A 24,948-nucleotide genomic window follows, 5' to 3' on the forward strand; every position below is an offset into this window, starting at 1 on the left:
ACTAGGGCCGCGGTCGGCCCCCGTCGGTGCGACACGCACGCTCCAGCACCAGCGAGGCGAGCATCACGCCCGCCGCACCGAGCGCGGCGACGACCGAGCGGACGATCCAGCGGTCCGCCAGCGCGGACTCGTCGCCCAGCCAGCTGACCGCGTAGCCGACGTAGCCGGCACTCACGAGCGCGCCGGCCAGCGCGCACGCCCGGGCGAGGACGAGCCGGTTCACCGAGCGGTGGGGCTCGAGCCGCTCGCCCCGCACCTGGACGGTCTGCCAGGTGTGCCACGCGACGAACGACATGATCGCGGCCACCAGCACGAGGGCGAGGGCCTGCGCCCACGACACCAGGGGTGCGCGCCCCGCGAGCCGCTCCATGAGCGGGTGCACTCCCCACCCCGCGACGAGGCCGACGACCGCCAGGGCCGTCAGGGCGCCCGCCGAGGTGGGGCGCAGGGTGCCTCGCGGCTCCGGGCGCTCCTCCTCGGGCTCGGGGTCCCTCACCCGACCTCGAGCGCGAGGTCCTCGCGCTTGCGCACCCCGGTGGCATCGGTGGTGCCGAGGAGGTCCGCGATCGGTCCGAGCTCGGGGAAGACGGCGTCGGGCTCGAGGTCGTGCCACGGCTGGAGCACGAAGGCGCGCTCGTGGGCGCGGGGGTGCGGCAGGCGCAGGAAGTCCTCGTTGGAGCGGCGGTCGCCCACCACGATGAGGTCGACGTCGAGGGTGCGGGGCGCGTTGCGGACCTCGCCGCGCTCGCGCTCGAAGGCGTCCTCGATCGCCAGCGCGCGCTCCATCAGGCGCGCGGCCGGCAGCGTGGTGTCGGCCAGCAGGACGGCGTTGAGGTAGGGGCCGGAGCCCTCGGGGGCGTCCACCGGGTCGGTCTCGTAGACCGGGGAGACGCCGGTGACGAAGAAGTCGGGGGTGTCGGCGAGCGCCTCGACCGCGCCCTGCAGCGTGGCCATCCGCTCCCCGAGGTTGGATCCCAGAGCCACCACCACCCGCCGGATCGGGTGCATCTCTCCGGTGAGGGAGTCGGTGTCCACGATGTTGGGGTTGGGAGTCTCAGTCATGAGCGTTGCCTCGCGTTCTGGTGATCGTCAGCGCGACGTCCGAGTACGTCGCGTCGATGGGTGCATCAGGTTTGTGGAGCGTGACTCGCGCCCATTCAACACGAGTGTCCAACAGGCACACATCGGCGATGCGTTGAGCGACGGTTTCTATCAGGTCGACCGGGTCGCGCTCCACAGCAGCCTTCACGTCCAGGGTGAGGGAGCCGTAGTTCACGGTGTCCTCCAGGTCGTCGGAGGCGGCCGCCGCGCTGGTGTCGATGCCGAGCACGAGGTCGACGACGAACACCTGCCCCTCGCGCTTCTCGAAGTCGAAGACACCGTGGTGGGCGAAGCACTCGATTCCTGTGATCGAGAGTTCATCCTGAGGAGGGCGCCCTGCGCCCGTCCCGAAGGGCTCGTCGGTCATGTCTCATCGCTCCTGTAGGTCAGCAGGTGGGGCTCGTCCTCGCGGCGTACGCCCATCGCGGCCGCCACGGCCAGCGCGTCCCGCGTGGCGCGTACGTCGTGCACGCGGAGCACGTCGACGCTGCGGCCGGCCAGCACGGCGACCAGCGCGGCGTGGGCGTGCTCGCGGTCGTCGACCGGGCGGGGGACGCCGTCGGCGGCCAGCAGGGCGCCGAGGAAGGACTTGCGGCTCGCGCCGACCAGCAGCGGGCAGCCGAGGTCGCGCAGCACGTCGAGGTGGGCCAGCAGCTCCCAGTTGTGGTGCGGCTCCTTGGCGAAGCCCAGACCGGGGTCGAGGACGATCCGCTCGCGCGGGATCCCGGCGGCCTCGGCCGCAGCGAGGCGCTCGGCCAGCTCGCGGCGCACGGTCGCCACGACGCCGTCCGGGGAGTAGTCGGTGAAGTCCCGCATCCGGTCGGCGTGAGCGCGCCAGTGCATCGCGACGTAGGTCGCGCCGGCCATCGCGACGACCTCGAGGATCCGTGGGTCGGCCAGTCCCCCGGAGACGTCGTTCACGATCGTGGCTCCCGCCCCGAGCGCCGCCTCGGCGACCTCGGCGCGCATCGTGTCGACCGACACGACTGCCCCGCCACCGGCGAGCTCGCGGATCACGGGAACCACACGGTCGAGCTCCTCGGCGACGAGCGGGCGGGTCGCGCCGGGTCGGGTGGACTCGCCCCCGATGTCGAGCAGGTCGGCACCCTCGGCGATCAGCGCGTGGCCGTGGCCCACGGCACGCTCGGTGGTGTCGTAGCGGCCGCCGTCGGAGAAGGAGTCGGGGGTGACGTTGACGATCCCCATGACCCGGGGAGCGTGGGGGGCGGTGCCCTCGATCACCTGGTGCCTGAGTGGATCAGCGCCATCGCCTCGGCCCGGGTCGCCTGGTGGGTGAGGAACGCGCCGCGGACCGCCGAGGTGATGGTGCGGGCCCCGGCCTTCTTCACGCCGCGCATCGTCATGCAGAGGTGCTCGGCCTCGATCACCACGATCACGCCGCGCGCCTCGAGGATCTCCATGAGGGAGTCGGCGACCTGCGTGGTGAGTCGCTCCTGGACCTGCGGGCGCTTGGAGTAGACGTCGACGAGCCGGGCCAGCTTGGACAGGCCGGTGATCTTGCCGGTCTCGGCGGGGATGTAGCCGACGTGCGCCACGCCGGTGAACGGCACGAGGTGGTGCTCGCACATCGACCACAGCTCGATGTCGCGCACCAGCACCATCTCCTCGTGGCCGAGGTCGAAGGTGGTGGTGAGCACGTCGTCCGCGGTCTGGCGCAGGCCCTGCGTCAGCTCGGCGTACGCCCGCGCGACGCGGGCCGGGGTGTCGAGCAGGCCCTCGCGGTCGGGGTCCTCGCCGATCGCGTAGAGCAGCTCGCGCACGGCGGCCTCGGCGCGCTCGTGGTCGAAGTCCGGGACGTCCTCGGGAGCGCGCTCCGGGACGGTGATCGGGTCGGTCATCGTGCCTCCGGGGACGGCGGGGTCGGCGTGTCGGGGCCCAGCTCGGGGCCGCCGTGGACGTCGCCACCGGCGCCCGGCGGGGTCAGGATCGCACCACCGCGGGTCTCCTCCTCCTGGGCGGAGACGCCGGCGTTGACCCGGTCGCGGATCTCCTGGGGGATGTCGACCGGCGGGATCGTGGAGGGCAGGCGCTCCGGCGAGCCGGTCCACGCCGGACGCGCGGGACGGCGGTTCAGGGCCTCGAAGATCTCCGCGATCTCCGCCTTGTCGAGGGTCTCCTTGTCGAGCAGCGCGAGCACCAGGGCGTCGAGGACGTCGCGGTTGTTCTCGAGGATCTCGAAGGCCTCCTGGTGGGCGTGGCCCAGCAGCTTCTTGATCTCCCCGTCGACCGCGGCAGCCGTCTCCTCGGAGTAGTTGCGCGTGTGGCCCATGTCGCGGCCCAGGAAGGGCTCGGAGTTGTTGTCGCCGAGCTTGACCGCGCCGAGGCGCTCGGTCATGCCGTACTGGGTGACCATCGCCCGGGCCAGGCCGGTCGCCTTCTCGATGTCGTTGCCGGCACCGGAGGTGACGTCGTGGAAGATCAGCGCCTCCGCGGCCATCCCGCCGAGCATGTAGGCGAGGGAGTCGAGCATCTCGCTGCGGGTCTGGGAGTACTTGTCGCGGTCGGGCAGCACCATCGTGTAGCCCAGCGCGCGACCGCGCGGCAGGATCGTGACCTTGTGCACCGGGTCGGTGCCGGGCAGCGCCGCGGCGACCAGGGCGTGGCCGCCCTCGTGATACGCGGTGATGAGCTTCTCGCGCTCGCTCATCAGGCGCGTACGACGCTGGGGGCCGGCGATGACTCGGTCGATGGCCTCGTCGAGGGCCTCGTCGGTGATCAGCTTCTCGTTGGTGCGCGCGGTGAGCAGCGCCGCCTCGTTGAGCACGTTGGCCAGGTCGGCACCGGTGAAGCCGGGCGTGCGGCGCGCGATGCTCAACAGGTCGATGTCCTGCGCGATCGGCTTGCCGCGCGAGTGGACCTTGAGGATCTGGTGACGGCCGTTGAGGTCGGGGGCGTCGACCTGGATCTGGCGGTCGAAGCGACCCGGGCGCAGCAGCGCGGGGTCGAGCACGTCGGGGCGGTTCGTGGCAGCGATGAGGATGACCCCGCCGCGCACGTCGAAGCCGTCCATCTCGACGAGCAGCTGGTTGAGGGTCTGCTCGCGCTCGTCGTGCCCGCCGCCCATGCCGGCGCCGCGGTGGCGACCGACGGCGTCGATCTCGTCGATGAAGACGATGGCCGGGGCGTTCTCCTTGGCCTGCTCGAACAGGTCGCGCACCCGGGAGGCGCCGACGCCGACGAACATCTCGACGAAGTCGGAGCCGGAGATCGAGTAGAACGGGGTGCCCGCCTCGCCGGCCACCGCTCGCGCCAGCAGCGTCTTGCCGGTGCCGGGAGGGCCGTAGAGCAGGACGCCCTTGGGGATCTTGGCGCCGACGGCCTGGAACTTGGCCGGGTCGGTGAGGAACTCCTTGATCTCGCCGAGCTCCTCGATCGCCTCCTCGCAGCCGGCGACGTCGCTGAAGGTCGTCTTCGGCATGTCCTTGGTGATCAGCTTGGCCTTGGACTTGGCGAACTGCATCACGCCGCGTCCGCCACCGCCCTGGGCCTGGTTCATCAAGAAGATGAACAGCAGGATGATCAGCGCGAAGGGCAGCAGGGTCGCCAGCAGCGAGCCGAGGAAACTCGGCTTGGGGACCGTCGAGTTGGACGACTCGATCGTGCCGGCCTCGACCTGCTCGTCGACGGCGAACAGCAGGCCCTCCTGCTGACCGTCGACGTACTGCGCGACGACCTTGTCGCCGGCGTCGCGGGTGCCGGCGTCGAGCGTGGCCTGGATCTCGAAGTCGGCGCCGTTGAACTCGATCTCCTCGACCGAGCCCTCCTCGATGTAGGAGGCGAGGGTGGAGGTGTCGACCTCGTCGTAGCCGTCACTGGGCGCGAGGAACTGGATCGCCAGCAGCACCGCGAAGGCGGACAGGACGATCCACAGCCAGGGACCCTTGAATATGCGCTTCACAGGTAACTTTCACCGGTTCGGAGTTGGTGGGGCGACGCTACAGGCCGCTCGGGCGCCCATTGTTTCAGGCAGGGTGAAGCGGAGCGCTGCGCGCGGCCCGCTCAGGAGTAGACGTGGGGTGCGAGGGTGCCGATGTCGCGCAGGTTGCGGTAGCGCTCGCGGTAGTCGAGGCCGTAGCCGACGACGAACTCGTTGGGGATGTCCCAGCCGACGTACTTCGGCTCCACCGGCATCGACAGCGCCTCCGGCTTGCGCAGGAGGGTGGCGATCTCGACGCTCGCCGGGTTGCGGCTCGAGAGGTTGTTGACCAGCCAGCTGAGCGTGAGGCCGGTGTCGATGATCTCGTCAACGATCAGCACGTCGCGACCGCTGATGTCGGTGTCGAGGTCCTTGAGGATCCGCACGACACCGCTGGACTTGGTGCCGGAGCCGTAGGAGCTCACCGCCATCCAGTCCATCTCCAGGTGAACGGGCATCGACCGCGCGAGGTCGGCCATCACCATCACCGCGCCGCGCAGGACGCCGACCACGAGCAGGTCGCGACCGGCGTAGTCCTCGGTGATCTGGAGGGCCATCTCACCCAGCCTCTGCTGGATCTGGGCCTCGGTGAAGAGGACGTTGACCAGGTCGTGCTCCACGTGGGACGAGTCCATGGCGTCAGCCTAGGGCGCTGGTGCGGGTGCGCGGTCCCCACCCGATGCATTTCCACCCGCACGCGCGGAAGTTCAGGCTCCGGATGACCCTTCCGCGCTCGACCGACGATGCACTTCCACTCGTACGCGCGGAAGTTCAGGCCGACTCCCGCCCCGGGAAGTGCGGGCGCCAGTCCGGGCTCGGCCGCTCGGGCAGTCCCTCGAGGCCGCGCGCGCGGAGCAGGCCGTGCACGCGCTCGACCGTACGCCCGGGGTCGACGTAGACGCCCGACGCGACGACCACGAGGATCCGCCATCCCTCGTCGTCGATCTCCTCGCGGCGCACGAGGTCGGACTCCCACTGCTCGACCCGCTCCACGTGATGGCGACCGTCGTACTCCACGATCACGCGCACCTCCGGCCAGCTGAGGTCGAACCGCCGCACCGGTTGCCCGTCGACGTCGTGCACGCTCATGTTGACGCGGGGCTCGGGGATGCCGGCGAGCACGATCAGCATCCGCAGCCGCGACTCCATCGGCGAGTCGACGCGGGCGCGCACGTGGCCCGCCGCCCTGCGGGCGAGGGCGCCCGCAGGTCCGGGAGCGTCTCGCGTGACGCGTCGGAGGTCGGCGAGCCGTACGCCGTGGCGACGCACCATCCAGTCGCCCGCGACCACGAGCTCGACCAGCGCGAGCTCCTCCGCGAGCTCGACGAAGAGGTCGGTGAGGACGGACACCCGCACCCCCCGGCGTACGACCACCGCGGCGTCGGGCCGGTGGTGGCTGGTGACGCCCGCACGTCGCAGGCGCTGACCGTCCTCGGGCACGCTGACGTGCTCCCCGGGACGGGTCTTCACCGGCACGCCCCAGACGCGGGCAGCCGAGGCATGGCTGGCGTGCGCGTCGTCGAAGAAGCAGGCGAGGGCAGCCTTGACCCGCAGCAGGGCGGAGTCGGGGACGTCCGCGTCGACGATCACCCCGTGCAGGAGGCGCCGGAAGGCCGGTGAGTCGACCACCGAACGCGGCAGGCACGCCTGGAGCGCCCGGAACCGGGGAAACGGCTGGCGCCGGTCGAAGGGGCGGTTGCGGTGCATCGGTCCAGCCTGCCCACAACCGGGCGGGGACGGCGTACGTCATCCACAGGCACCGCAGCGGTCCCGGCGATGGACTTCCACTCCCACGAGCGGAAGTTCAGGTGATCGGCGGGCCGTCCACGCTCGACCGGCAATGGACTTCCACTCGCTCGAGTGGAAATCCATGGGAGCCGGGAGCGGGGGGCTCAGGGACGCTCGAACACCAGCAGCCCGTCACGCCGCAGGGCCCGCAGCGGGCCGGGGAGGTCGATCCACTTCTGGCCGCGCCAGTCGGTGAGGAGCGCGTCGACCGCGAGCACGTGGTCGCGGGTGAGCTCGGACGGTGGCGAACCGGCGTCGAGAGTCGCCCGGCGGAGCGCGCGGCGCCGGAGCGCAGGAGGCACGGCGGCCAGCCAGGCGGCGTCGAGCGCCCCGTCGCGGCGGGCCTCCGCCAGGGCCTCGGCCGCCAGGTCGTCGAGCAACGCCGTGTCGTCGCGCAGCTGGTCCGCCGTGCGTGCCAGCGCGGCGGCGACGCCGGGACCGAGCTCGGCCTCGAGCACGGGCAGGACCCGCTCGCGCACGCGGACCCGCGTGTAGCCCGGGTCGTGGTTGTGCGGGTCGTCCCAGACGTCGAGGCCCTCCACCCGGCAGGCGGTGACGGTGTCGTCACGGCGTACGCCGAGCAGTGGGCGCACGAAGACGCCGAAGCCGGGCCGCATGCCCTGCAGCGAGCGCCCGCCCGAGCCGCGGGCCAGGCCGAGGAGCACCGTCTCGGCCTGGTCGTCCAGCGTGTGCCCGAGCAGCACCACCCGTGCGCCGAGGTGCTCGGCGACCTGCTCGAGGACGGCGTACCTCGCCTCCCGGGCAGCGGCCTCCGGTCCCGTCCCGGCAGCCGTGTCGACCTGCACGCGCGCGGTCAGCGTCTCGTCGACCCCCAGCCCGGCGAGCTGGGCGACCACACGGTCGGCCTGCGCGTCCGAGCCCGGCTGGAGCCCGTGGTCGACCGTGACGCCGACGACGCGCAGGCCGAGCTTGTGGCCCTCGAAGACCGCGGCCGAGGCGAGCGCGAGCGAGTCCGCGCCCCCGCTGCACGCCACGGCGACGACGTCGCCGGGCTCGAGGACCGAGAGTGCGTGGCGGACCGGGAGCCGGACCGCCGCGATCGACGGGTGGAGGGTCACAGCACGCGGGCGACCCACGCGTCGGGGTCGGTGATCTCGGCCTTGGACGGCAACGTCTCCGGACCGGTCCACACGGCGTTGAACTCCTCCATGCCGACCTTGTCGACGACGTGGCGCACGAAGACCGCGCCGTCGCGGTACTGCGCCATCTTGGCGTCGAGGCCCAGGAGCCGGCGCAGCAGCTTGTCGAGGCTGCCGGCGCCCTTGCGGCGCTGGTTGAACTTCTTGCGGATCTCGGCCACGGACGGGATCACCGAGGGACCGACGCCGTCCATCACCACGTCGGCGTGGCCCTCGAGCAGCGACATCACGCCGGTGACCCGGTCCAGGATCTCCTTCTGCTCGGGCGAGGAGACGAGGTCGAGCACGCTGCCGTTGCCGCTGCGGATCGACTCCGCCCCGCGGCGCAGGCCGTCGAGCAGGGCGCTCGGCTCGATGGTGTCGGCCACCGCGTGCATCTGGGCGAGCAGGTGGTCGCCGAGCCACGGGTTGGCGGTGAACTGCACCCGGTGGGTCTCCTCGTGCAGGCACACCCACAGCCGGAAGTCGGTCGGGTCGGCGGAGAGCTCGCGCTCGACGTGGACGATGTTGGGCGCCACGAGCAGCAGGCGGCCGTGCGGGGCGAAGAACGGGTCGAACTGGCCGAGCACCTTCGAGCCGAGGAAGCCGAGCATCAGCCCCACCTCGGCACCGGTCACGCGGGAGCCGATGGCCTCGGCGATCGCCGAGGGCGGGCCCTTCTTCTCGGTGAGCTTGTCGACGATGGGCGCGAGGATCGTGGCGAAGCCGTCGGCGTTGGCCCGCAGCCAGCCCGCGCGGTCGACCACGAGCACCGGGGCGGTGGCAGCGGCGGCGTGGAGGCCGGTGAACTCGCGCACCAGCGGCGTCGAGCGCTCCGCGCCCTCACGCAGCTCCAGCACGGCGGCAGCAGCCTCCTCGGCGCTGACCTCGGGCCCGGGGCCCGCCACCTTCGACCCGACGGTCACGGCGAAGTCCCAGTCGACGAGGTTCATTCCACGACCCTAGCCGGGGGTGCGCGAGCAGCGGCAGGTCGCGAGCGAGCCCGCCGCCCGGTCGAGCGCGTCCTGGGCGTCGTACCTGTCCTCCGGCGCGACCTTGTCGGCGGCGAGCACGAACGCGAGCGGCACGCCGTCGCGGTCGACGGCGATACCGGCGAGCGCGTGGACCCCGGTGAGGGTGCCGGTCTTGGCCCGCACCAGGCCGCGCGCGAGGGCGGGGCCCTCGTCGAAGCGGTAGGTCAGGGAGCCGGTGAACCCGGCGACCGGAAGACCCGTGACGAGGGTGCGCAGCGCGGCAGAGTCGGGGTCGGCGGCCTCCTGGAGGAGGCCGAGCACCGTCGAGGTGGAGATCCGGTTGCGCCGCGAGAGGCCGGACCCGTCGTACACCTCGTCGCCGGACACGTCGATGCCGAGCGCGTCCAGCGTCGCCAGCACGCCGGCGGCCCCTGCCTCGAAGGAGCCGGTGCCGGACGTGGCGATGCCGACGTGGTGCGCCAGGACCTCGGCGCCCTCGTTGTCGCTGACGTCGAGGACGCGCTCGGCGACCTGGGCCAGCGGCGCACCCTCGACGGCAGCGAGCTGCTCCGCCCCGGGGCGTACGACGTCGCGACGGGGCTCGCCGGCCACCCGCAGGCCGGCGGCACGCAGCGCCTCGGCGAAGGCGTCGGCGGCGGCGGCGGACGGGTCGTCGGAGCGCGAGAGCCCGTCGGGGGCCACGCCACCGTCGACCATCAGCGCGGTGATCGGGCTGACGATGTCGTCGGGGACGTAGTCGCGGCGCCACGCGGGGTTGTCGGTGGGGCCGGTGAAGAGGCTGTCGTCGTAGCGCACGCGCACCCGCCCGGCGCCGCCCAGGGCGTCCGCGACCTCGAGGGCCAGGGTGGCGACGTCGGCACGGGCGGGGTACGCCGTCGCGGCCTCCGCGACCGTGAGCGGCCTGCTGGCCAGCAGCGGGTCTCCCCCGCCGACCAACACCACCTCGCGGGGCGAGTCCCCGCGCACCACGCGGGTCGTGAAGGTGTGGTCGGGGCCGAGGGTCTCCAGCGCCGCGCCCACGGTGAGCAGCTTGGTGGTCGAGGCGGGGAGGAAGCGTCCGTCACCCGACGTCCAGGGCTCGGAGCCGGGGGCGAGCGACGACACCGCGCCGACGACGTGCCGGCCGAGGTCGGGGTCGGCCAGGTCCGCGCGCAGGGCGGAGGCGACGCGGTCCGGCACGACCGCTGCTGCCGCGTCGTCGACCGCGGTGGGAGCGATCGGCGCGGACCACTCCGGGAGGTCGAGCCCCGCCGGGAGGAGCACCTGCTCGGGCTCGGTCGCCGGGTCGGCAGCCAGCCAGGGCAGGTAGCGCTGGCCCCACTCGAAGCGGTAGGCGGCCAGGCCGCTGGCGAGCAGCGCGACGACGAGCAGCGGCGGCAGCCAGTTGCGGACGAACCCGCCACCGGAGTGGCGTACGTCACGTCCTCGACGTTTCGACCCTTTCGCTTCGCGCATCGGGGCCATTGTGCGCGACACTGCCCCCAGACAACGCGTCGGGTGAGTGCCGGGCGCGACGGGGGCTCGATCTCGGGCCCGATCATGAACTGGGCCCGAAGGCGTGCCGGAGAGTGTGGAGGAAGACGTGCTGACGTTCGACGTGCTGGTGGAGATCCCCAAGGGTGAGCGCAACAAGTACGAGGTCGACCACGAGACCGGGCGCATCCGCCTGGACCGCATGCTCTTCACCTCGACCGCCTACCCGGCCGACTACGGCTTCATCGAGAACACCCTCGGCCAGGACGGCGACCCGCTCGACGCGCTCGTGATCCTCCAGTCGCCGACCTTCCCGGGCTGCCTCATCGAGTGCCGCGCGATCGGCATGTTCCGCATGACCGACGAGGCCGGCGGCGACGACAAGGTCCTCTGCGTGCCCGCGCACGACCCGCGCCTGGAGCACCTGCGCGACATCAACCACGTCTCCAAGTACGACCGCCTCGAGATCCAGCACTTCTTCGAGGTCTACAAGGACCTCGAGCCCGGCAAGTCCGTCGAGGGCGCTGACTGGGTCGGCCGCGTCGAGGCCGAGGAGGAGGTCCACGCCTCCTTCGAGCGCTTCAAGACCGAGGGCCACGGCAACGACCTCGACAACATCGCCGACGAGAGCCTCGGCGAGGACGCCTGAGCCACCGGCCCGGGCCTCACCGGCCCAGGCCGACCTCCGTGCCCACCGCCCCGAGCTTGTCGGGGTTGCGCACGAGGAACAGCCGCGTCACGACGCCGTCCTCGACGACCATCGTGCCGACCCCGTCGCGCTGACCGTCGACCACGAACCGGACCGCCGGCGACCCGTTGAGCCACACCGGCTCGAGCTCGAGGGCGTCGGGGGTGACGCCGGCGAGGAAGCGCAGCACCTTGTCGCGCCCGCGGATCGGGTTGAGGGCCGCCTGCACCTTGCCGCCCCCGTCGGTCATCAGCACCACGTCGGGCGCCAGCACGTCCATCAGCCCTTGGAGGTCGCCGGTCTCGGTGGCCGCGCGGAACCGCTCGATGACCGCGTCGCGCTCAGCGGTGCTCACCGAGGACCGCGGGCGACGCTCGGCCACGTGGGCACGCGCGCGGCTGGCGACCTGCCGCACGGCCGGCTCGGACTTGCCGACCGCCTCGGCGATCTCGGCGTACGGCACGTCGAAGACCTCGCGCAGCACGAACACCGCCCGCTCCGTGGGCGGCAGGGTCTCCAGCACCAGCAGCATCGCTGTCGAGACGCTGTCGGCGAGCTCGACGTCCTGCGCCACGTCGGGCGAGGTCAGCACCGGCTCGGGCAGCCAGGTGCCGACGTAGTCCTCGCGACGCCGCGCGAGGGTGCGCAGGCGGTTGAGCGCGAGCCGCGTGGTCGTCCGCACCAGGTAGGCGCGCGGGTCGCGCACCTGCTCGACGTCGACGTCGACCCAGCGCAGCCACACCTCCTGGACCACGTCCTCGGCGTCGGCGGCCGAGCCGAGCATCTCGTAGGCGACGGTGAAGAGCAGGTTGCGGTGGGCCAGGAGGTGCTCGGTGCTCATCGGCTGGCCGGCTCCTCTCCCGCCACGGCCAGCGGGAGCGCGCACACGTCGCTGTAGCCCTGGCTGGCCAGGCCCATCGCCGAGTTGAAGCGCGAGCGCTCGTTCTCCACCGCCACCATCATGGTCAGCTCGACGACCGCGGCGTGACCGAGCTGGCGGTCCAGGCTCGCCACCATCTCGTCGGTGACCTCCGGCGGCGTCACGGTCATCGCCTCGGCGTACGCCATCACCTCGCGCTCGAGGTCGGAGAAGACGTCCGCGTCGCGCCACCGCGGCACCTCGCGCACCTTGGCCTCGTCGAGGCCCCGGGTGTGGGCCAGGAAGTAGCCGAAGTCCAGGCACCACGAGCAGCCGATCACGCCCGCGCTCGCCATCTCGGCGTACGCCTTGAGATGGGGGTCGAGCGCCGACCAGCGCGCGACCTTCTGCTCGAAGCCGAAGACCGCTCGCATCACCGGCCTGTGGTGCCACAGGACGCGGGCGTTGTCGGGCACCTCGCCCCACATCCGTCGCGCGACGCGGGTCATGAGCGCTCCGTAGGCGCCGTCGAGGCGGGCCGGGGGGATCCGGAACTGGCTGGGCATGTCATCTCCTGGGGTGGGCCGGACGGGGACGACATCAAGACACCGGCCGGCTCAGATCCGTGACAGGAAGGCGTGGACCGTGCGCGCCACCTCGAGGTGGATCTCCGCCGTCCGCACCGCATCAGGGGTGCCCATGCCGTGGTCGGCATCGGGGACCTCGAGCACCGCGCAGCCGTTGTCGGCGAGCTCGCGCGCGATCGCCGCGTCCCAGAGCTCGTCGGCCAGCCCACCGACCAGCAGCTGCCGACCGGGGTTGGCGGCGACAGCCTCGGCCACGGCCGGGTCGACGAGCAGCGGGGTGAACCAGACCGCGTCGAGACCGCGCTCGGCGGCGTACGACGCGGCGCGGGTGCCCAGCGACTTGCCGACCACCACGACGTGGTCGGCGTCCTCTGCCGCGAGCGCCGCCTCGACGTGTCGGCGCACCCACGGCTCGGGCTCCTCGTCGCCGCGGGAGGTGGAGTCCCACCACAGCTGCTGGACGGTGAACCCGTGCTGCAGCAGCGCGATCCGGGCGAAGTCGAGGAGCGGCGCGGAGGGTGGGTAGGCCCGACCGGGCGCGACGAGCGCGAGTCCGCGGCTCGTGCCGGCGGGCTCCCACCGGGTGGGAAGTCCTCCGAAGGTCATGTCCCGATCATGCCGCGCGGACGGCGCGGAAGTAGCCCAGCGCACCGTGGAGCGCGAGCTCGACCTCGTCGCAGCCGGCCTCGCGCAGCCAGCGGCGCGCCTCGGTCGAGGTGCACATCGGCCCCAGGACTCCGGCACGGGTGCCGGCCACGCGCAGCGGCACCCAGCGCGGACCGGTGTCGGTGAAGAGCGAGCTGCCCGTCAGTGCCGCGCCCGGCGCCAGCACGCGCACCATCTCCTCGATCGCGCGTCGCGGGTCGGGGAAGCAGTGCAGCCCGGTGAAGGACACGACGAGGTCGAAGGTGGCGTCCTCGAACGGCAGGTCCCCGACGTCGGCCAGAGTCGGGGTGACCTGGTCGGCCACGCCGAGCCGCCTCGCGGTGGCGCTCGCCCGGGCGAGCATGGTGGTGGAGATGTCGGCGGCGACGACCTCGATCCCCTGGCCGGGGCGTACGCCGCGCAGCGCGACGCCGGACCCGGTCGGCACGTCGAGGACCCGGGAGCCCGCGGGCAGCGTGCCGATCTCGGCGGCGGCGTCGTGGAGCAGCGCGAGGTCGCTGCCCATCCCGGCGCGCCAGGCGGCGCGACCGAGCGGACCGGAGTCGACGAGCCGGGGGTAGACGTAGGACCACAGCGGGTCCTCGCTCCAGCCGCCGAGACCCGGGATCCTCACCTCACTCGCCCCAGGCGAGCAGCTCCGGGCTGCGGAGCATCTCCTCGGGCACCCCGAACGCGTCGACCAGGTCGACGGCGAGCGGGCGGACCTTGCGGCACAGCGCGTTGACCTCGCGGCTGATCGCCTTGGAGCGGGTGCTGGACAACCGGCCGTGCTCCATGAACCAGGCCCGGTCGGCCTCGATCGTGGTCAGCGCGTGCAGGTCGCACAGCAGGTTGAGCGCCACCTTGAGGTCGCCGTCGGGCAACGCCGCCGTCTTCGCGATGAAGGCCTCCAGCACCAGGCGCTCGGTGTGGGCGCGCGCCGCGGCGATGACGTGGTCCTGCACCCGGGAGAAGACCGCACCGGGGTTCATCCCCTGGTCGATGCCGCGCTTGAGGCGGCGGGCGACGCCGCCGATCATGTGCTCCTCGCGGAAGCGCAGCATGGCCAGCTGGTAGTTGGGGTCGAGCAGCCCGGCCTCCTGGTCCCACGTGTCGCCGCCTGGCAGGAGGTCACGCACCGACTGGACCAGCTTGTGCACCGCGGTGCGCTCGACGACGGTCTCCACGGCCAGCCCGGCCACGAAACGGGCCATGCCGAGCTGGTCCATGTCCTCGAACTCGCCGGCGTAGTCGGTCAGCAGCCCCTTGGCCACGAGCTGCAGCAGGACGTGGTTGTCACCCTCGAAGCTGGTGAAGACGTCGGTGTCGGCCTTGAGCGCGGCGAAGCGGTTCTCGCTGAGGTAGCCGGCGCCGCCGCACGCCTCGCGGCACTCCTGGATCGTGCGGGTGGCGTGCCAGGTGCCGAGCGCCTTGGTGCCGGCCGCGCGCGACTCCAGCATCCGGCGCCCGTGCTCGTCGCTGTCCTCGTCGCCTCCGCCGGGGCCGGAGAACACCTCGTGCAGCTGCCCGGCGACGACCTCCTGCGCGAAGTGGAGGGCGTACGTCCGCGCGATGAGCGGCAGCAGGCGGCGCTGGTGCATGCCGTAGTCGAGGAGCACCTGCTCCTCGTCGGGCGAGACCGCCTCGAACTGCCGGCGTCGCACGGCGTAGCGGGTGGCGATCGTCAGCGCGACCTTGGCGGCGTTGATGCCCGCGCCGCCGACGCACACGCGACCCTGCACGAGGGTGCCGAGCATGGTGAAGAAGCGCTTGTTGGGGTTGTCGATCGGCGAGAGGTAGCGGCCCTCGGGCGTGACCTCGGCGAACTGGTTGAGCAGCGCGGTGCGCGGGACGCGGACGCCGTCGAACCAGAGCCGGCCGTTGTCGACGCCGTTGAGGCCCATCTTGGGGCCGCAGTCCTCGATCCGTACGCCGTCCAGGACCCGTCCGTCGTCGCGGATCGGGACGACGAAGGCGTGCACGCCGTGGCGCTCGACCTCCTCCCCCCGGCCGACCTCGAGCTGCGCGAAGACGACCGCGAGCTCGGCGTGGGCGGCAGCGTTGCCGATGTAGTCCTTGCGGCTCGCGTCGTCGGGGGTCGTGATGACGAACTCCTGTGCCTCGACGTCGTACGTCGCGACGGTGCCGAGCGCCTGCACGTTGGAGCCGTGGCCGGTCTCGGTCATCGCGAAGCAGCCCATCGTGCGACCGGTGACGAGGTCGGCGAGGTGGGCGTCGTGGTGGGTCTTCGTGCCGAGCTGGAGGATCGCGCCGCCGAAGAGGCCGAACTGCACGCCGACCTTCACCAGCACCGACAGGTCGCCGTAGGCAAGGGTCTCGAACGCGGCGATCGAGGCGCCGATGTCGCCGCCACCGCCGTACTCCTCGGGGAAGCCCATGCCGGTCTGGCCCGTCCCGGCCATCATCACCACGACGTCCTTGACGCGTTCGCGGAACTCCGCGGTGCTCATCTGCTCCTCGTCGAGGAGGACCTGCGCGTGCTCGGCGAGGTTGGCACGCACCAGGTCGCGGACCTCGCGGTAGCGGCCGTCGAGCAGGACGCGCAGCGCGTCGACGTCGACGTCCGGCTGGCGGTAGCCGCGGTCGTCGGCGTGGACGGCGTCGTCCTCGACCCGCTCCGGGGTGGCTGTCTCGGGCAGCGGCGTGGGCATCTCGTCCGCGATCGGCGGGACCTGGTCGGTGGCCATACCGCCCAAAGTAGTCCGGACGGTAGGTTCACCGCGATGAACGTGTCCGATGCCACCCCTCCGGGCGACCCGCTGGGCGTGATGGCCTACAACTTCGCCGTCGTCGGCGTGCAGAAGGGCGGCACGTCGACGCTGGCGGTGACGCTCAACCAGCACCCGCTCGTGTGCCAGGCGCCCGACAAGGAGCGGCACTACTTCGACGACGAGACCGTGGACTGGTCGTCGCCGGACTACGCCACCGACTACACCGCCCCCCGCCGCGCGCGGGTGCACCGCCTGCTCGGCGACGCCAGCCCGACCTACCTCTACTGGCCGCACGCGCTGGAGCGGATGCGTGCCTACAACCCCGACATGCCGCTGGTCGCGGTGTTCCGCGACCCCCTGGAGCGGCTGTTCTCCCACTGGGTGATGCTGCGCTCGCGCAACCTCGCGTGGCCCGACTGGCCCGACTTCCTCACCGAGTGGCCGCACACCTCCCTGCCCGACGCGGTGCCCGACGACGTACGCACGATGCGGTGGCGGCACATGACCGGCCTGGCGCGCGGCTTCTACGGCGAGCAGCTGCAGCGCGGCTTCGAGCTGTTCGGGCGCCAGCAGTGGCTGCTCCTGGAGCTGCGCTCGATGCTCGGCGACTTCGAGGCCACCGTCGACCGCACGACCGACTTCCTCGACCTGCCGCGCTTCGAGCAGGTGCCGCCGCTGAAGAACTGGCACGCCGGTGCCGGGCAGGTGCCGGGCACCGCCCCGACCGCCGACGACCTGGCCCGGCTGGCCGAGGTCTACGCCAAGGACCTCGCGCTCTTCGAGGAGCTGTCCGGCATCGACACCTCGGCGTGGCCGACGCGGCACGTCCTGGACGGCGACCTCGACCCCGGCGAGCTGGCCGCCAGGTTCGCTCGCAAGGTCACGTAGGTCGCGCGCCCCTCCCCACGACCTAGGGGCGCGCGAAGAAGGTGGGCGCCCGCCAGTAGTACATCGACTCCTGGCTGACGTCGCGTCCCGTGCGGGGCGCGTGGATGATCTGCCCGTCGCCGATGTAGAGGGCGACGTGGTAGATCGAGCTCGGGCTGCTCGAGGAGCCCCAGAAGACGAGGTCTCCGGGCGCGAGCTGGGCGGCGGTGATCCGGGTCGACTGGGTGTACTGCGCCACGGAGTAGTGCGGCAGCGAGACACCCCCGGCGGCCCACGCGGCAGAGGTGAGGCCGGAGCAGTCCCAGGCGTCCGGCCCGGCGGCGCCGTAGCGGTAGGGCTCGCCGATCTGGGCCCGTGCGAAGGCGATCGCGGCGTCCGCGCCGCTACTGGGCGTCGGGGGCGTGGGGGTCGGCGTCGGGGTCGGGGTGGGCGTCGAAGTCGGGGTGGGGGTCGGCGTCGGCGTCAGTGTGGGCGTCGAAGTCGGGGTGGGCGTCGGGGTGGGGGTCGGGGTGGGCGTCGGGGTGGGCGTCGGGGTGGGCGTCGGCGTCGGGGTCGGCGTCGAAGTCGGTGTGGGCGTCGAAGTCGGGGTGGGCGTCGGGGTCGGCGTCGGGGTCGACTTCGGCTCCTGCTCGGCCTCCTCCTGCGCCTGCTCCTCGGCCTGCGCGTCCGCCTCCGCCTGGGCCTGGGCGGCCGCCGCCGCGGCCTCGGCCGCTGCCTCCTCGAGCGCGCTCTGGCGCTTCTCGGCCAGGCGCACGCTGATCCCCTGGAGCTCGGCGAGCTCGGCGATCAGGTCGGCCTGGGTGGCCGCGATCGCCTCCGCCTGCGCCCCGGCATCTGACTGTGCGGCCTCGGCGGCGTCGCGGGCCGCCTCGGCCTCCCGCTCGGCGGTCGCAGCCCGCTCGGCGGCCTCGGTGGCCGTCGTGGCCGTCACCTCGGCGACGGCGGAGGCGGCGACGAAGGCGTCGTACTGGCTGTCGAGGGCGTCGGAGGTGTTGCCCATGGTCACCGTGCGGTCGAGGAGCGACTCGATGCCGTCGGCCTCCACGACTGCGGAGAGCCCCTCCACCTGCGAGGCCTCCTCGTAGGACCGCACCACCGTGTCGGCGTACAGCTCACGCTGTGCCTCGACGTCGGCGCGCGCCGAGGTGGCGGCGGCCTCGGCCTGGCGGGCGTCCTCGCGGGCCTGCTCGGCGCGCCAGCGGGCACCGTTGAAGGCTTCCGCAGCCTGGGCTGCGGTGTCGCCGGCCGACTCGAGGGCGATGCCGGCGCGGATCAGGTCGGCCTGGACGGCTGCGACGTCGCGGCCCTTGTCGACCGCGTCCTGCTCGGCGCGGGTGACGTCCGCCTCGCTCGGCACCTCGCGGCCGTCGTGGTCGTCGGCGAAGGCGACACCGTGGCCGCCAGAGATGGCGAGCCCGGCGACCAGCACGCACGCGGTGGCCCAGCGCGACGTCGTACGACGTCGGGCGGGCGTGAGCGGTGCGTCCGGCACGGGGGCTCCTCGGGGGTATGGGGCCCATGCGACTTCCCCTTCGCACGGGCAACTCGAGGCACGCTAGTGAACTTTCGTCACACTGGGAACACTTTGCTCAACTTCTTCACTTTGTTGCGGCGTGTCGCCTTGACGAATGACAGCCTTGTCATTCCGAACTACACGTTTGTCATTCGAGCAGGCTGCCGCCAACCTGTGGTCGGAGGAGGTTGTCACCCCGAACTGGAGCCTCCACCCCGAAACTTCGGGGGTGAACCTCGGGTTTCCCCGGGTACCCGGGGATCGCGACGGCGCCGGGAGCCCGCAGCGAGTACGCCGCTCAGTCGGCGTCGACGGGGACCTGACGGGTCGTGGAGGTCGGGTGGGACGCCAACCCGTGCCGGTCGAACTTCTGACCACTGGCCAGCCCACCGATCCAGAAGGCGAAGAGCGCGATCACGACGCCGGCGAGGTCGTCGGCGATGTAGTGCCAGCCGAAGTAAAGGGTGGCCACGACGGTGATGGCGAAGTTGGCCCAGAAGACGATGTGGAGGATCCGGTTGCGCAGCGTGTACTGCACCATCAGCGCGACGAGCAGCGTGATCGCGACGTGCAGGGACGCGAAGCCCGCGACCGACTGGACGGAGCCCTCCAGCCCGTCGCGCAGTACGCCCTTGCGGCCGTAGAACAGCGCTTCCATCAGCGCCGTCGAGCCGGTGTCGGGCAGGTCGGTGTAGAGGTAGCTGTACTGGAAGCCGGGGCCGAGCGTCGGCAGCGCGTAGTAGGACGCGGTGCCGAGGGCCCACGCCACGCACTGCGAGGTGGCGAACCAGTAGCCGAAGGTGATGTTGCGCGACCACACCAGCCAGGCCGCGAGCGCCAGCGGCACGAGCGGCAGGAACCACAGGTAGATCGTGGAGAGGAAGTGCGCGGAGATCCCGGTGCCGAAGATGGTGTGCAGGATCGTGGCCGGCTCATTGCCGAACATCAGCGCGCGGTCGATGAGGTGCAGCTCGCGGTCGTACTTGTCCTCGCCCATGATGAAGGGCAGGAAGGACTTGAGGTTCCGGTAGCAGACGTAGGTGATGTAGAAGGACACGAGCCCGAGCACGACGAGGATGATCCGCTCACGGTCCCAGTGGGTCCGGATCCGCTCGCGCACGATGTCGGGCATCAGCGCCGGCTTCATCCGCGAGAACCACAGCGTCCGCGGAAGCAGGTCGAGCAGGAAGGCACCGAGGACGAGGAGCGGCAGCCGCAGCCACGACGGCCCGAGGAAGCCCTCGGGGTCCACCAGCGGCCGGTCGAGTGCGATCGAGGCCGCCAGCGCGAGCGCGCCCATGAGGGCAGCGACTCCCACGAGCAGGGCATAGGCCGGTCTGTACACGGAGGTCAGTGTAGGGACGGGTCAAGGGCCGGTCGTGATCGGCAGGACCGCGAGCCGTGTCACATCGACGCGCACCGTGACCTCGTCGCCGGGGGCGACACGGCTGCCCAGCGCTGCGACGGCGTCGACGGCACCGACGCCCTCGACCTGCACCACCAGGCGCACCTGCTCCGGCGTCACGCGGGCCGACTCGACCCGCGCGCGCACCGGGCCGGCGTCGTCGACGACGAGCGCGGAGCGGCGTACGGCGACCGCCGGCGCCGGCGCGAGACCGGCCGCCTCCAGCACGAGCCGGGCGGCGTCGTCGCGCAGCACGCGGGCGTAGCCGAGGAAGAGCGCGGTGTCCTCGTCCACCGGCTCGCGCCACACCTCGTCGATGTCGCCGGACTGCACGACCCGCCCGTCGCGCATCACGGCCAGCCGGTCGGCCAGGGCGAAGGCCTCCTCGTGGTCGTGGGTGACGAGCAGTGCGGTGGTGCCGGCGGCGTGGAGGATCTCGCGCAGGTCGCCGGCGAGGCGCTCCCGCAGGGTCGCGTCGAGCGCGGACAGCGGCTCGTCGAGAAGGATCAGGCGCGGCTCGACCGCCAGCGCCCGCGCCAGCGCGACCCGCTGCCGTTCCCCACCGGACAGGGTGCCGGGCAGCCGGTCACCGAAGCCCGACAGGCCGACGAGCTCGAGCAGCTCCTGCACCCGCACGGCGACCTGCGCGGACGGCGTACGCCGCAGCCGCAGCGCGTAGGCGACGTTGCGGGCGACCGTGAGGTGGGCGAAGAGCTGGCCGTCCTGGAACATCAGCGCGAAGCCGCGCCTGTGGGTCGGAGTGCCGGCGAGGTCCTTGCCGTCGAAGGAGATCGATCCGGACGACAGCGGCTCGAGCCCGGCCACCGCGCGCAGCAGGGTGGACTTGCCGCAGCCGGACGGGCCGAGGACCGCGAGCACCTGGCCCGGAGCGAGGTCGAGCGAGACGCGGTCGACGGCCGCGTCGACCGCGACGGCGTCGCCGTAGCGGACGGTCACGTCCCGGAGCCTCAACACCATCAGAACGCTCCCACACCCGGCACCCGGAGCCGCTCGACGGCCAGCATCACCACGGCCGTGGCGACGGCGAGCACGACCGAGGCGGCGAGCGCCATGCCGTAGTTCATCTCGCCGGGGTGACCGATCAGCCGGAAGATCACGACCGGCAGCGTCGGGCTCTCGTCGCGGGCGAGGAAGGACGTCGCGCCGAACTCCCCCAGCGAGGCGGCGAAGGCGAAGCCGCTCGCGGCGAGCATCGGCTTCCACACCACCGGCAGGTCGACGGTGAGCAGGGTGCGCCAGGCCGACGCACCGAGGGAGGCCGCGGCCTGGCGCTGCCGGTCGTCGATGCCGCCGAGCACCGGCGTGAGGGTGCGTACGACGAGGGGCAGCGCCACGAGCGCCTGCGCCATCGGCACCAGGAGCGGCGAGTCACGCAGGTCGAGCGGCGGCTGGTCGAGGGTGATGAGGAAGCCGAAGCCGAGCGTCACCGCGCTCACCCCGAGCGGCAGCATGAACAAGCCGTCGAGGGTCGAGCGAACCCGACGCTCGGCGACCGAGTGCGAGCGGCGGGTGACGATGACCGAGACCAGGACGCCCACGAGCAGCGCCATCCACGTCGCGTCGACGGCCGTGCGGAGGCTGGTGTCGAGCGCGGTCGTCACCGGCACCAGCAGCGCCTGGTTGTCGCCGGCGGTCGTGAGGGCGCGGTAGTTGTCCAGCCCCCACCCGTCGCCGACGCTGAGCGAGCCGGCCACCAGCGTGAGGATCGGCAGGAGCATCGCGCCGAGCACCAGCAGGGTGGCGACGACGACGGGCGCGTCACTGCGACGCACGGCGCGCACCGGGGTCACCGCGCGCTGGGCCGTCGGGTCGGGGGTCGCGCGCAGCCGGGCCGCCAGCGCGAGCAGGCCGACCACCACCACGATCTGCAGCACCGACAGCGCGGCCGCTGCCCGGAGGTCGAAGACCGTCGTGGTCAGGAGGTAGATCTCGGTCTCCACGGTCGCGTGGCGGACCCCGCCGAGGGTGAGCACGATGCCGAAGGCGGTGGCGCAGAAGAGGAAGACGATGCTGGCGGCGCCGACGATCGCCGGGCGCAGCGCCGGGAGCGTGACCGTGCGCAGCACCTGCGACGGCGACGCGCCGAGCGCCGCGGCCGCCTGTCCGGGTCGCGGGTCGAGCGACTCCCACGCGACGCCGACCGTGCGCACCACGACGGCGACGTTGAAGAACACCAGGCCGCACACGATGGCGAACGGAGTCCCGTCGAGACCGAGGAAGCCGAGCGGGCCGCCCTCGCCGAGCAGCTGGCGGAAGGCGACGCCGACCACGACGGTCGGCAGCACGAAGGGCACCAGCAGCGCCGCGCGCACCGCCGCCCGCCCGGGCAGCGAGAGCCGGTGCAGGGCGTACGCCGCCGGCAGGCCCAGGACGACCGCCAGCAGCGTCGCCGTGCCCGAGGTCCACACGGTGAACCACGCGACCCGGTGGACACGCGGGCGGGCGAGCACGTCGATCACCGCGCCCGGGGCGAGGCGGCCGTCGACCACGAAGCCCTCCGCGAGCATGCCGCTCACCGGCAGGACGAACAGCACGCCGAGGACCAGCACCGGCCCTGCGGCGAGCAGGAGGAGGGCGGCGATCCGCCTCATGCCGACGTGGTCAACGCGAGATGACGTCCGTCCACTCGGTCAGCCACTGCTCACGGTTGGCCGCGATCTCCTCCGGCGACACCTCGTAGGGGTCGGTCGGCTGCGGCGCGAACCGGGCCCAGTCGTCGGGGACGGTCGCGCCGGGCATCACCGGGAAGACGTACATCGCCTCCGGCAGCGCGCTCTGCACCTCGTCGGTGAGCATCCAGTCGATCAGCGCAGCCGCGCCCTCGGGGTTGTCCGCGCCGGCCAGCACGCCGGCGTACTCCACCTGGCGGAAGCACGTGTCGAGCAGCGCGGCCGTGGTGGTCTCGCCGTCGGCGACGGTGAAGGCCGGGGACGAGTCGTAGGACACCACGATCGGGCGGGTGCCGGTCTTCGAGCCGGCGGTGAAGTCGCCGTAGTAGGCGTCCTCCCAGCCGTCGACGACCTTGGCGCCGTTGGCGAGCAGGTCGGTCCAGTAGTCCTGCCAGTCGTCGCCGTACTCGGCGACGGTGGCGAGGAAGAACGCCATGCCGGGGCTGCTGGTCGAGGCGCCCGGGGTCACCATGAGGTCGGCGTACGCCGGGTCGGTGAGGTCGTCGAGCGTCTGCGGCGGCGTGATGCCCTCCGCGTCGAACCATGCGGTGTCGACGTTGACGCACACGCTCGCGGAGTCGACCGCGACGAGGCGGTCGCTGCCCTCGGGGAGGGCGTACTCCTCCGGCGGGGTCGTCGACGTGGCGACCTCGGCGAAGGCGCCCTCGCCGAGCGGTCGCGACGCGAAGGTGTTGTCGATGCCGAAGGCGGCGTCGGCGATCGGGTTGTCGGCGGTGAGGCTGAGCTTGGTCGCGAGCGTGCCGGCGTCCCCGGCCGCACGGACCTCGAGGGTGTAGCCGGTCTCGTCCTCGAAGGCACGCACGAGCTTCTTCGGCAGGTTGAAGGACTCGTGGGTGGCCAGGACCACGGTGCCGCCGGCCTCGCCGGCCGGGCTGCTCCCGCCGTCGGGCGCGGACGTCGACGGGTCGGTGGCCTCCCCGCCGGTGAGGCTGCAGCTGGTCAGGAGCACAGCAGCGAGGCCCGTGGTGAGGGCGCGGACGGTCGGTCGGTGCATGGTGACTCCCTATCGCCGGTGCTAACCGGATCAGGTTCGTAGGGTCTGCGGCTGGTCCGCACTCTCAGCACGCCTGCGCGTGCTCCCCTGTCTCGTGGGAACACCCTAGCCCCGGGGTCCCTGCGCCTACGCTCCCCCCATGCCGAGCCTCCGCCACGCCCTGCTGGCCACCGTCATCCCGCGCCTGCGCAAGGCCGGTGACCTCGACAGCGAACCCGCCGAGCGGGCCCGGGTGGAGGCCGACCACCGCACCCTCGACCGGAGCCTCCCCACCCGCAGCACGCCCGGCTTCGCGAAGAGGTGGGAGGTCGAGGTCGCCGACATCGGCTTCCCGTGCCACGTGCTGACTCCGCGCCTGCGCCACGCGCACCGGACGCTCTACTACGTCCACGGCGGTGCCTTCATGGCCCCGATCGACGCGGTCCACGTGCGCTACGCCACCCGGCTGGCCGACGCGATCGGTGCCCGGGTCGTGATGCCCGACTACCCCCTCGCCCCCGAGCACACCTGGGCCGACTCGCACGACGCCCTCGTGGCGGACGCAGCACGCTGGGCGGACGAGCAGGGCGGGATCGTGCTGGCCGGCGACTCCGCCGGCGGTGGGCTGGCGCTGGCGACGGCCCTGTCGATGCGCGACCGCGGCCTGACGCCCGCGACCCACCTGGTCATGCACGCACCCTGGGTCGACCTCACCACGTCGACGCCCGAGACGCGCGAGGTGGACGCCGTCGACCCGTGGCTGTTCTACAGCAAGCTCGAGGCGTACGCCCTCTGGTGGGCCGGGTCGGAGGCCGAGCTGGGCCGACCCGAGGTCTCCCCCGCGCTCGCCGACCTGGCGGGACTGCCGAAGGCGCTGATGCTCCACGGCACCCGCGACCTGCTGAACCCCGGCTGCCGGCTGCTCACGCGGCGCGCCGCGGAGGCCGGCTGGGACCTCACCTCGATCGAGGAACGGGACCTGATCCACGTCTACGGCATCCTCCCGCTGATCCCGGAGGCTCGCCGCGCCTTCACCCAGGTCGTGGACTTCCTGCGATGAGCGTCCGCGTGCTGACGACCACCGTCGACGACCTCGACGCGCGGACGGCGTACGCCGTGTGGCGGCTGCGCCAGGACGTCTTCGTGGTCGAGCAGGACTGCCCCTACCCCGACCTCGACGGCCGCGACCTCGAGCCGGCGACGCGCCACGTCGTGCTGCTCGAGGACGACGCGGTCCTCGGCACCCTGCGCGTCCTCGACGACGACGGCCGGGCGCGCATCGGGCGGGTCGTGCTCGCCCGGGCGGCGCGCGGTCGCGGCCTGGCGGCGCTGCTGATGGACGAGGCGATGGCGCTGTGCGGCGACCGCGAGGCGCGCCTCGACGCGCAGACCCCGCTGGCCGGGTTCTACGCCGGCTACGGCTTCGAGGTGGCCGGGCCGGAGTTCGACGAGGACGGGATCATGCACGTCCCGATGCGTCGAGGGGCGCGCCACTAGCGGGCTCCTGTCGTCAT

At 72.5% G+C, this 24,948-nt stretch carries 25 protein-coding genes and 1 riboswitch; of the genes, 4 read left to right on the plus strand and 21 right to left on the minus strand.

All coding sequences use genetic code 11. From position 1 onward, the window contains the following. Position 1 precedes the first annotated feature (1 nt). The 11 genes from IRX98_RS01655 to dacB all read right to left on the minus strand — a co-directional run bounded on the left by IRX98_RS01655 (position 2) and on the right by dacB (position 10,415). Entirely contained in the window at positions 2-496 is a 495-nt protein-coding gene (locus IRX98_RS01655; protein WP_224273380.1) for a DUF3180 domain-containing protein, read from the minus strand. Then, positions 493-1,062 carry a 2-amino-4-hydroxy-6-hydroxymethyldihydropteridine diphosphokinase gene (gene folK / locus IRX98_RS01660; protein WP_224273382.1) on the minus strand — a complete coding sequence of 190 codons (570 nt, stop codon included), beginning with the start codon at positions 1,060-1,062 and terminating at the stop codon, positions 493-495. Before folK ends, IRX98_RS01655 begins: the two co-directional genes overlap by 4 nt. Then, the gene (gene folB, locus IRX98_RS01665; protein WP_224273383.1) at positions 1,055-1,468 is read right to left on the minus strand and encodes a dihydroneopterin aldolase; all 414 of its coding nucleotides are present in this window, start codon (positions 1,466-1,468) and stop codon (positions 1,055-1,057) included. Before folB ends, folK begins: the two co-directional genes overlap by 8 nt. Further along, a complete protein-coding gene (gene folP, locus IRX98_RS01670) occupies positions 1,465-2,307 on the minus strand; it encodes a dihydropteroate synthase (RefSeq protein ID WP_224273384.1) in 843 nt (280 codons plus the stop codon). Before folP ends, folB begins: the two co-directional genes overlap by 4 nt. A 32-nt stretch (positions 2,308-2,339) precedes the next feature. Next, on the minus strand, positions 2,340-2,960 hold the full coding sequence (gene folE / locus IRX98_RS01675; protein WP_224273385.1) for a GTP cyclohydrolase I FolE: 621 nt from the start codon (positions 2,958-2,960) through the stop codon (positions 2,340-2,342). Next, positions 2,957-5,020, minus strand: a complete 2,064-nt coding sequence (gene ftsH / locus IRX98_RS01680; RefSeq protein WP_224273386.1) for an ATP-dependent zinc metalloprotease FtsH — start codon at positions 5,018-5,020, stop codon at positions 2,957-2,959. Before ftsH ends, folE begins: the two co-directional genes overlap by 4 nt. Before the next feature lie 101 nt (positions 5,021-5,121). Beyond that, positions 5,122-5,673: a hypoxanthine phosphoribosyltransferase gene (gene hpt, locus IRX98_RS01685; RefSeq protein WP_224273387.1), complete on the minus strand. Its 552-nt coding sequence runs from the start codon at positions 5,671-5,673 to the stop codon at positions 5,122-5,124. Between the two features lie 136 nt (positions 5,674-5,809). Further along, positions 5,810-6,745, minus strand: a complete 936-nt coding sequence (locus tag IRX98_RS01690) for a DUF559 domain-containing protein (protein ID WP_224273388.1) — start codon at positions 6,743-6,745, stop codon at positions 5,810-5,812. A 185-nt stretch (positions 6,746-6,930) separates the two neighbouring features. After that, positions 6,931-7,905, minus strand: coding sequence for a tRNA lysidine(34) synthetase TilS (gene tilS, locus IRX98_RS01695; protein ID WP_224273390.1), 975 nt, complete (start codon positions 7,903-7,905; stop codon positions 6,931-6,933). After that, positions 7,902-8,918 (minus strand): Rv3626c family coenzyme F420 biosynthesis-associated protein, encoded by a 1,017-nt coding sequence (locus tag IRX98_RS01700; RefSeq protein ID WP_224273392.1) that lies wholly within the window; start codon positions 8,916-8,918, stop codon positions 7,902-7,904. Before IRX98_RS01700 ends, tilS begins: the two co-directional genes overlap by 4 nt. Positions 8,919-8,927: 9 nt before the next feature. Next, complete coding sequence (dacB, locus tag IRX98_RS01705) at positions 8,928-10,415, minus strand: D-alanyl-D-alanine carboxypeptidase/D-alanyl-D-alanine endopeptidase (RefSeq protein ID WP_224273394.1); 1,488 nt, start codon at positions 10,413-10,415, stop codon at positions 8,928-8,930. Positions 10,416-10,545: 130 nt separating this feature from the next. Between dacB and IRX98_RS01710 the strand changes: the two genes are divergently transcribed. Then, complete coding sequence (locus tag IRX98_RS01710; RefSeq protein WP_207085351.1) at positions 10,546-11,082, plus strand: inorganic diphosphatase; 537 nt, start codon at positions 10,546-10,548, stop codon at positions 11,080-11,082. A 16-nt stretch (positions 11,083-11,098) separates the two neighbouring features. On the opposite strand, the gene IRX98_RS01715 is transcribed toward IRX98_RS01710, so the two are convergent. From IRX98_RS01715 to IRX98_RS01735, 5 genes are read right to left on the minus strand one after another with little or no spacing between them, the layout of a single operon-like run. Continuing rightward, on the minus strand, positions 11,099-11,962 hold the full coding sequence (locus IRX98_RS01715; RefSeq protein ID WP_224273395.1) for an RNA polymerase sigma-70 factor: 864 nt from the start codon (positions 11,960-11,962) through the stop codon (positions 11,099-11,101). Then, entirely contained in the window at positions 11,959-12,546 is a 588-nt protein-coding gene (locus tag IRX98_RS01720) for a carboxymuconolactone decarboxylase family protein (RefSeq protein ID WP_224273396.1), read from the minus strand. The genes IRX98_RS01715 and IRX98_RS01720 overlap by 4 nt, the downstream gene beginning before the upstream one ends. 51 nt (positions 12,547-12,597) lie before the next feature. Next, positions 12,598-13,173: a hypothetical protein gene (locus IRX98_RS01725; RefSeq protein WP_224273397.1), complete on the minus strand. Its 576-nt coding sequence runs from the start codon at positions 13,171-13,173 to the stop codon at positions 12,598-12,600. 7 nt (positions 13,174-13,180) lie between these two features. Continuing rightward, positions 13,181-13,846 carry a class I SAM-dependent methyltransferase gene (locus tag IRX98_RS01730; RefSeq protein WP_224273398.1) on the minus strand — a complete coding sequence of 222 codons (666 nt, stop codon included), beginning with the start codon at positions 13,844-13,846 and terminating at the stop codon, positions 13,181-13,183. A 1-nt stretch (position 13,847) separates the two neighbouring features. Then, positions 13,848-15,920 carry an acyl-CoA dehydrogenase family protein gene (locus IRX98_RS01735; protein WP_224273399.1) on the minus strand — a complete coding sequence of 691 codons (2,073 nt, stop codon included), beginning with the start codon at positions 15,918-15,920 and terminating at the stop codon, positions 13,848-13,850. Positions 15,921-15,956: 36 nt separating this feature from the next. Here IRX98_RS01735 and IRX98_RS01740 point away from each other — a divergent pair, with 36 nt between their 5' ends. Then, complete coding sequence (locus IRX98_RS01740; RefSeq protein WP_224273400.1) at positions 15,957-16,832, plus strand: sulfotransferase domain-containing protein; 876 nt, start codon at positions 15,957-15,959, stop codon at positions 16,830-16,832. A gap of 22 nt (positions 16,833-16,854) precedes the next feature. On the opposite strand, the gene IRX98_RS01745 is transcribed toward IRX98_RS01740, so the two are convergent. From IRX98_RS01745 to IRX98_RS01765, 5 genes are all read right to left on the minus strand, one after another. Then, entirely contained in the window at positions 16,855-18,324 is a 1,470-nt protein-coding gene (locus IRX98_RS01745) for a C40 family peptidase (RefSeq protein ID WP_224273401.1), read from the minus strand. A 319-nt stretch (positions 18,325-18,643) separates the two neighbouring features. Continuing rightward, positions 18,644-19,690, minus strand: coding sequence for a phosphatase PAP2 family protein (locus IRX98_RS01750; RefSeq protein ID WP_224273403.1), 1,047 nt, complete (start codon positions 19,688-19,690; stop codon positions 18,644-18,646). Between the two features lie 21 nt (positions 19,691-19,711). After that, a complete protein-coding gene (locus tag IRX98_RS01755) occupies positions 19,712-20,707 on the minus strand; it encodes an ABC transporter ATP-binding protein (protein WP_224273405.1) in 996 nt (331 codons plus the stop codon). 20 nt (positions 20,708-20,727) lie between these two features. Next, the gene (locus tag IRX98_RS01760; protein WP_224273406.1) at positions 20,728-22,362 is read right to left on the minus strand and encodes an ABC transporter permease; all 1,635 of its coding nucleotides are present in this window, start codon (positions 22,360-22,362) and stop codon (positions 20,728-20,730) included. A 10-nt stretch (positions 22,363-22,372) separates the two neighbouring features. After that, positions 22,373-23,455 (minus strand): thiamine ABC transporter substrate-binding protein, encoded by a 1,083-nt coding sequence (locus tag IRX98_RS01765; RefSeq protein ID WP_224273407.1) that lies wholly within the window; start codon positions 23,453-23,455, stop codon positions 22,373-22,375. Beyond that, positions 23,445-23,554, minus strand: a riboswitch (TPP riboswitch). Its footprint overlaps the gene before it by 11 nt. Positions 23,555-23,594: 40 nt before the next feature. Between IRX98_RS01765 and IRX98_RS01770 the strand changes: the two genes are divergently transcribed. Together IRX98_RS01770 and IRX98_RS01775 are read left to right on the plus strand one after the other, a co-directional pair. After that, a complete protein-coding gene (locus IRX98_RS01770) occupies positions 23,595-24,494 on the plus strand; it encodes an alpha/beta hydrolase (protein ID WP_224273408.1) in 900 nt (299 codons plus the stop codon). Further along, a complete protein-coding gene (locus IRX98_RS01775; RefSeq protein WP_224273409.1) occupies positions 24,491-24,931 on the plus strand; it encodes a GNAT family N-acetyltransferase in 441 nt (146 codons plus the stop codon). Before IRX98_RS01770 ends, IRX98_RS01775 begins: the two co-directional genes overlap by 4 nt. Positions 24,932-24,948 lie beyond the last annotated feature (17 nt).

The sequence above is a fragment of the Nocardioides lacusdianchii genome (assembly GCF_020102855.1).
GTDB classification, from domain to species: Bacteria; Actinomycetota; Actinomycetes; order Propionibacteriales; family Nocardioidaceae; genus Nocardioides; species Nocardioides lacusdianchii.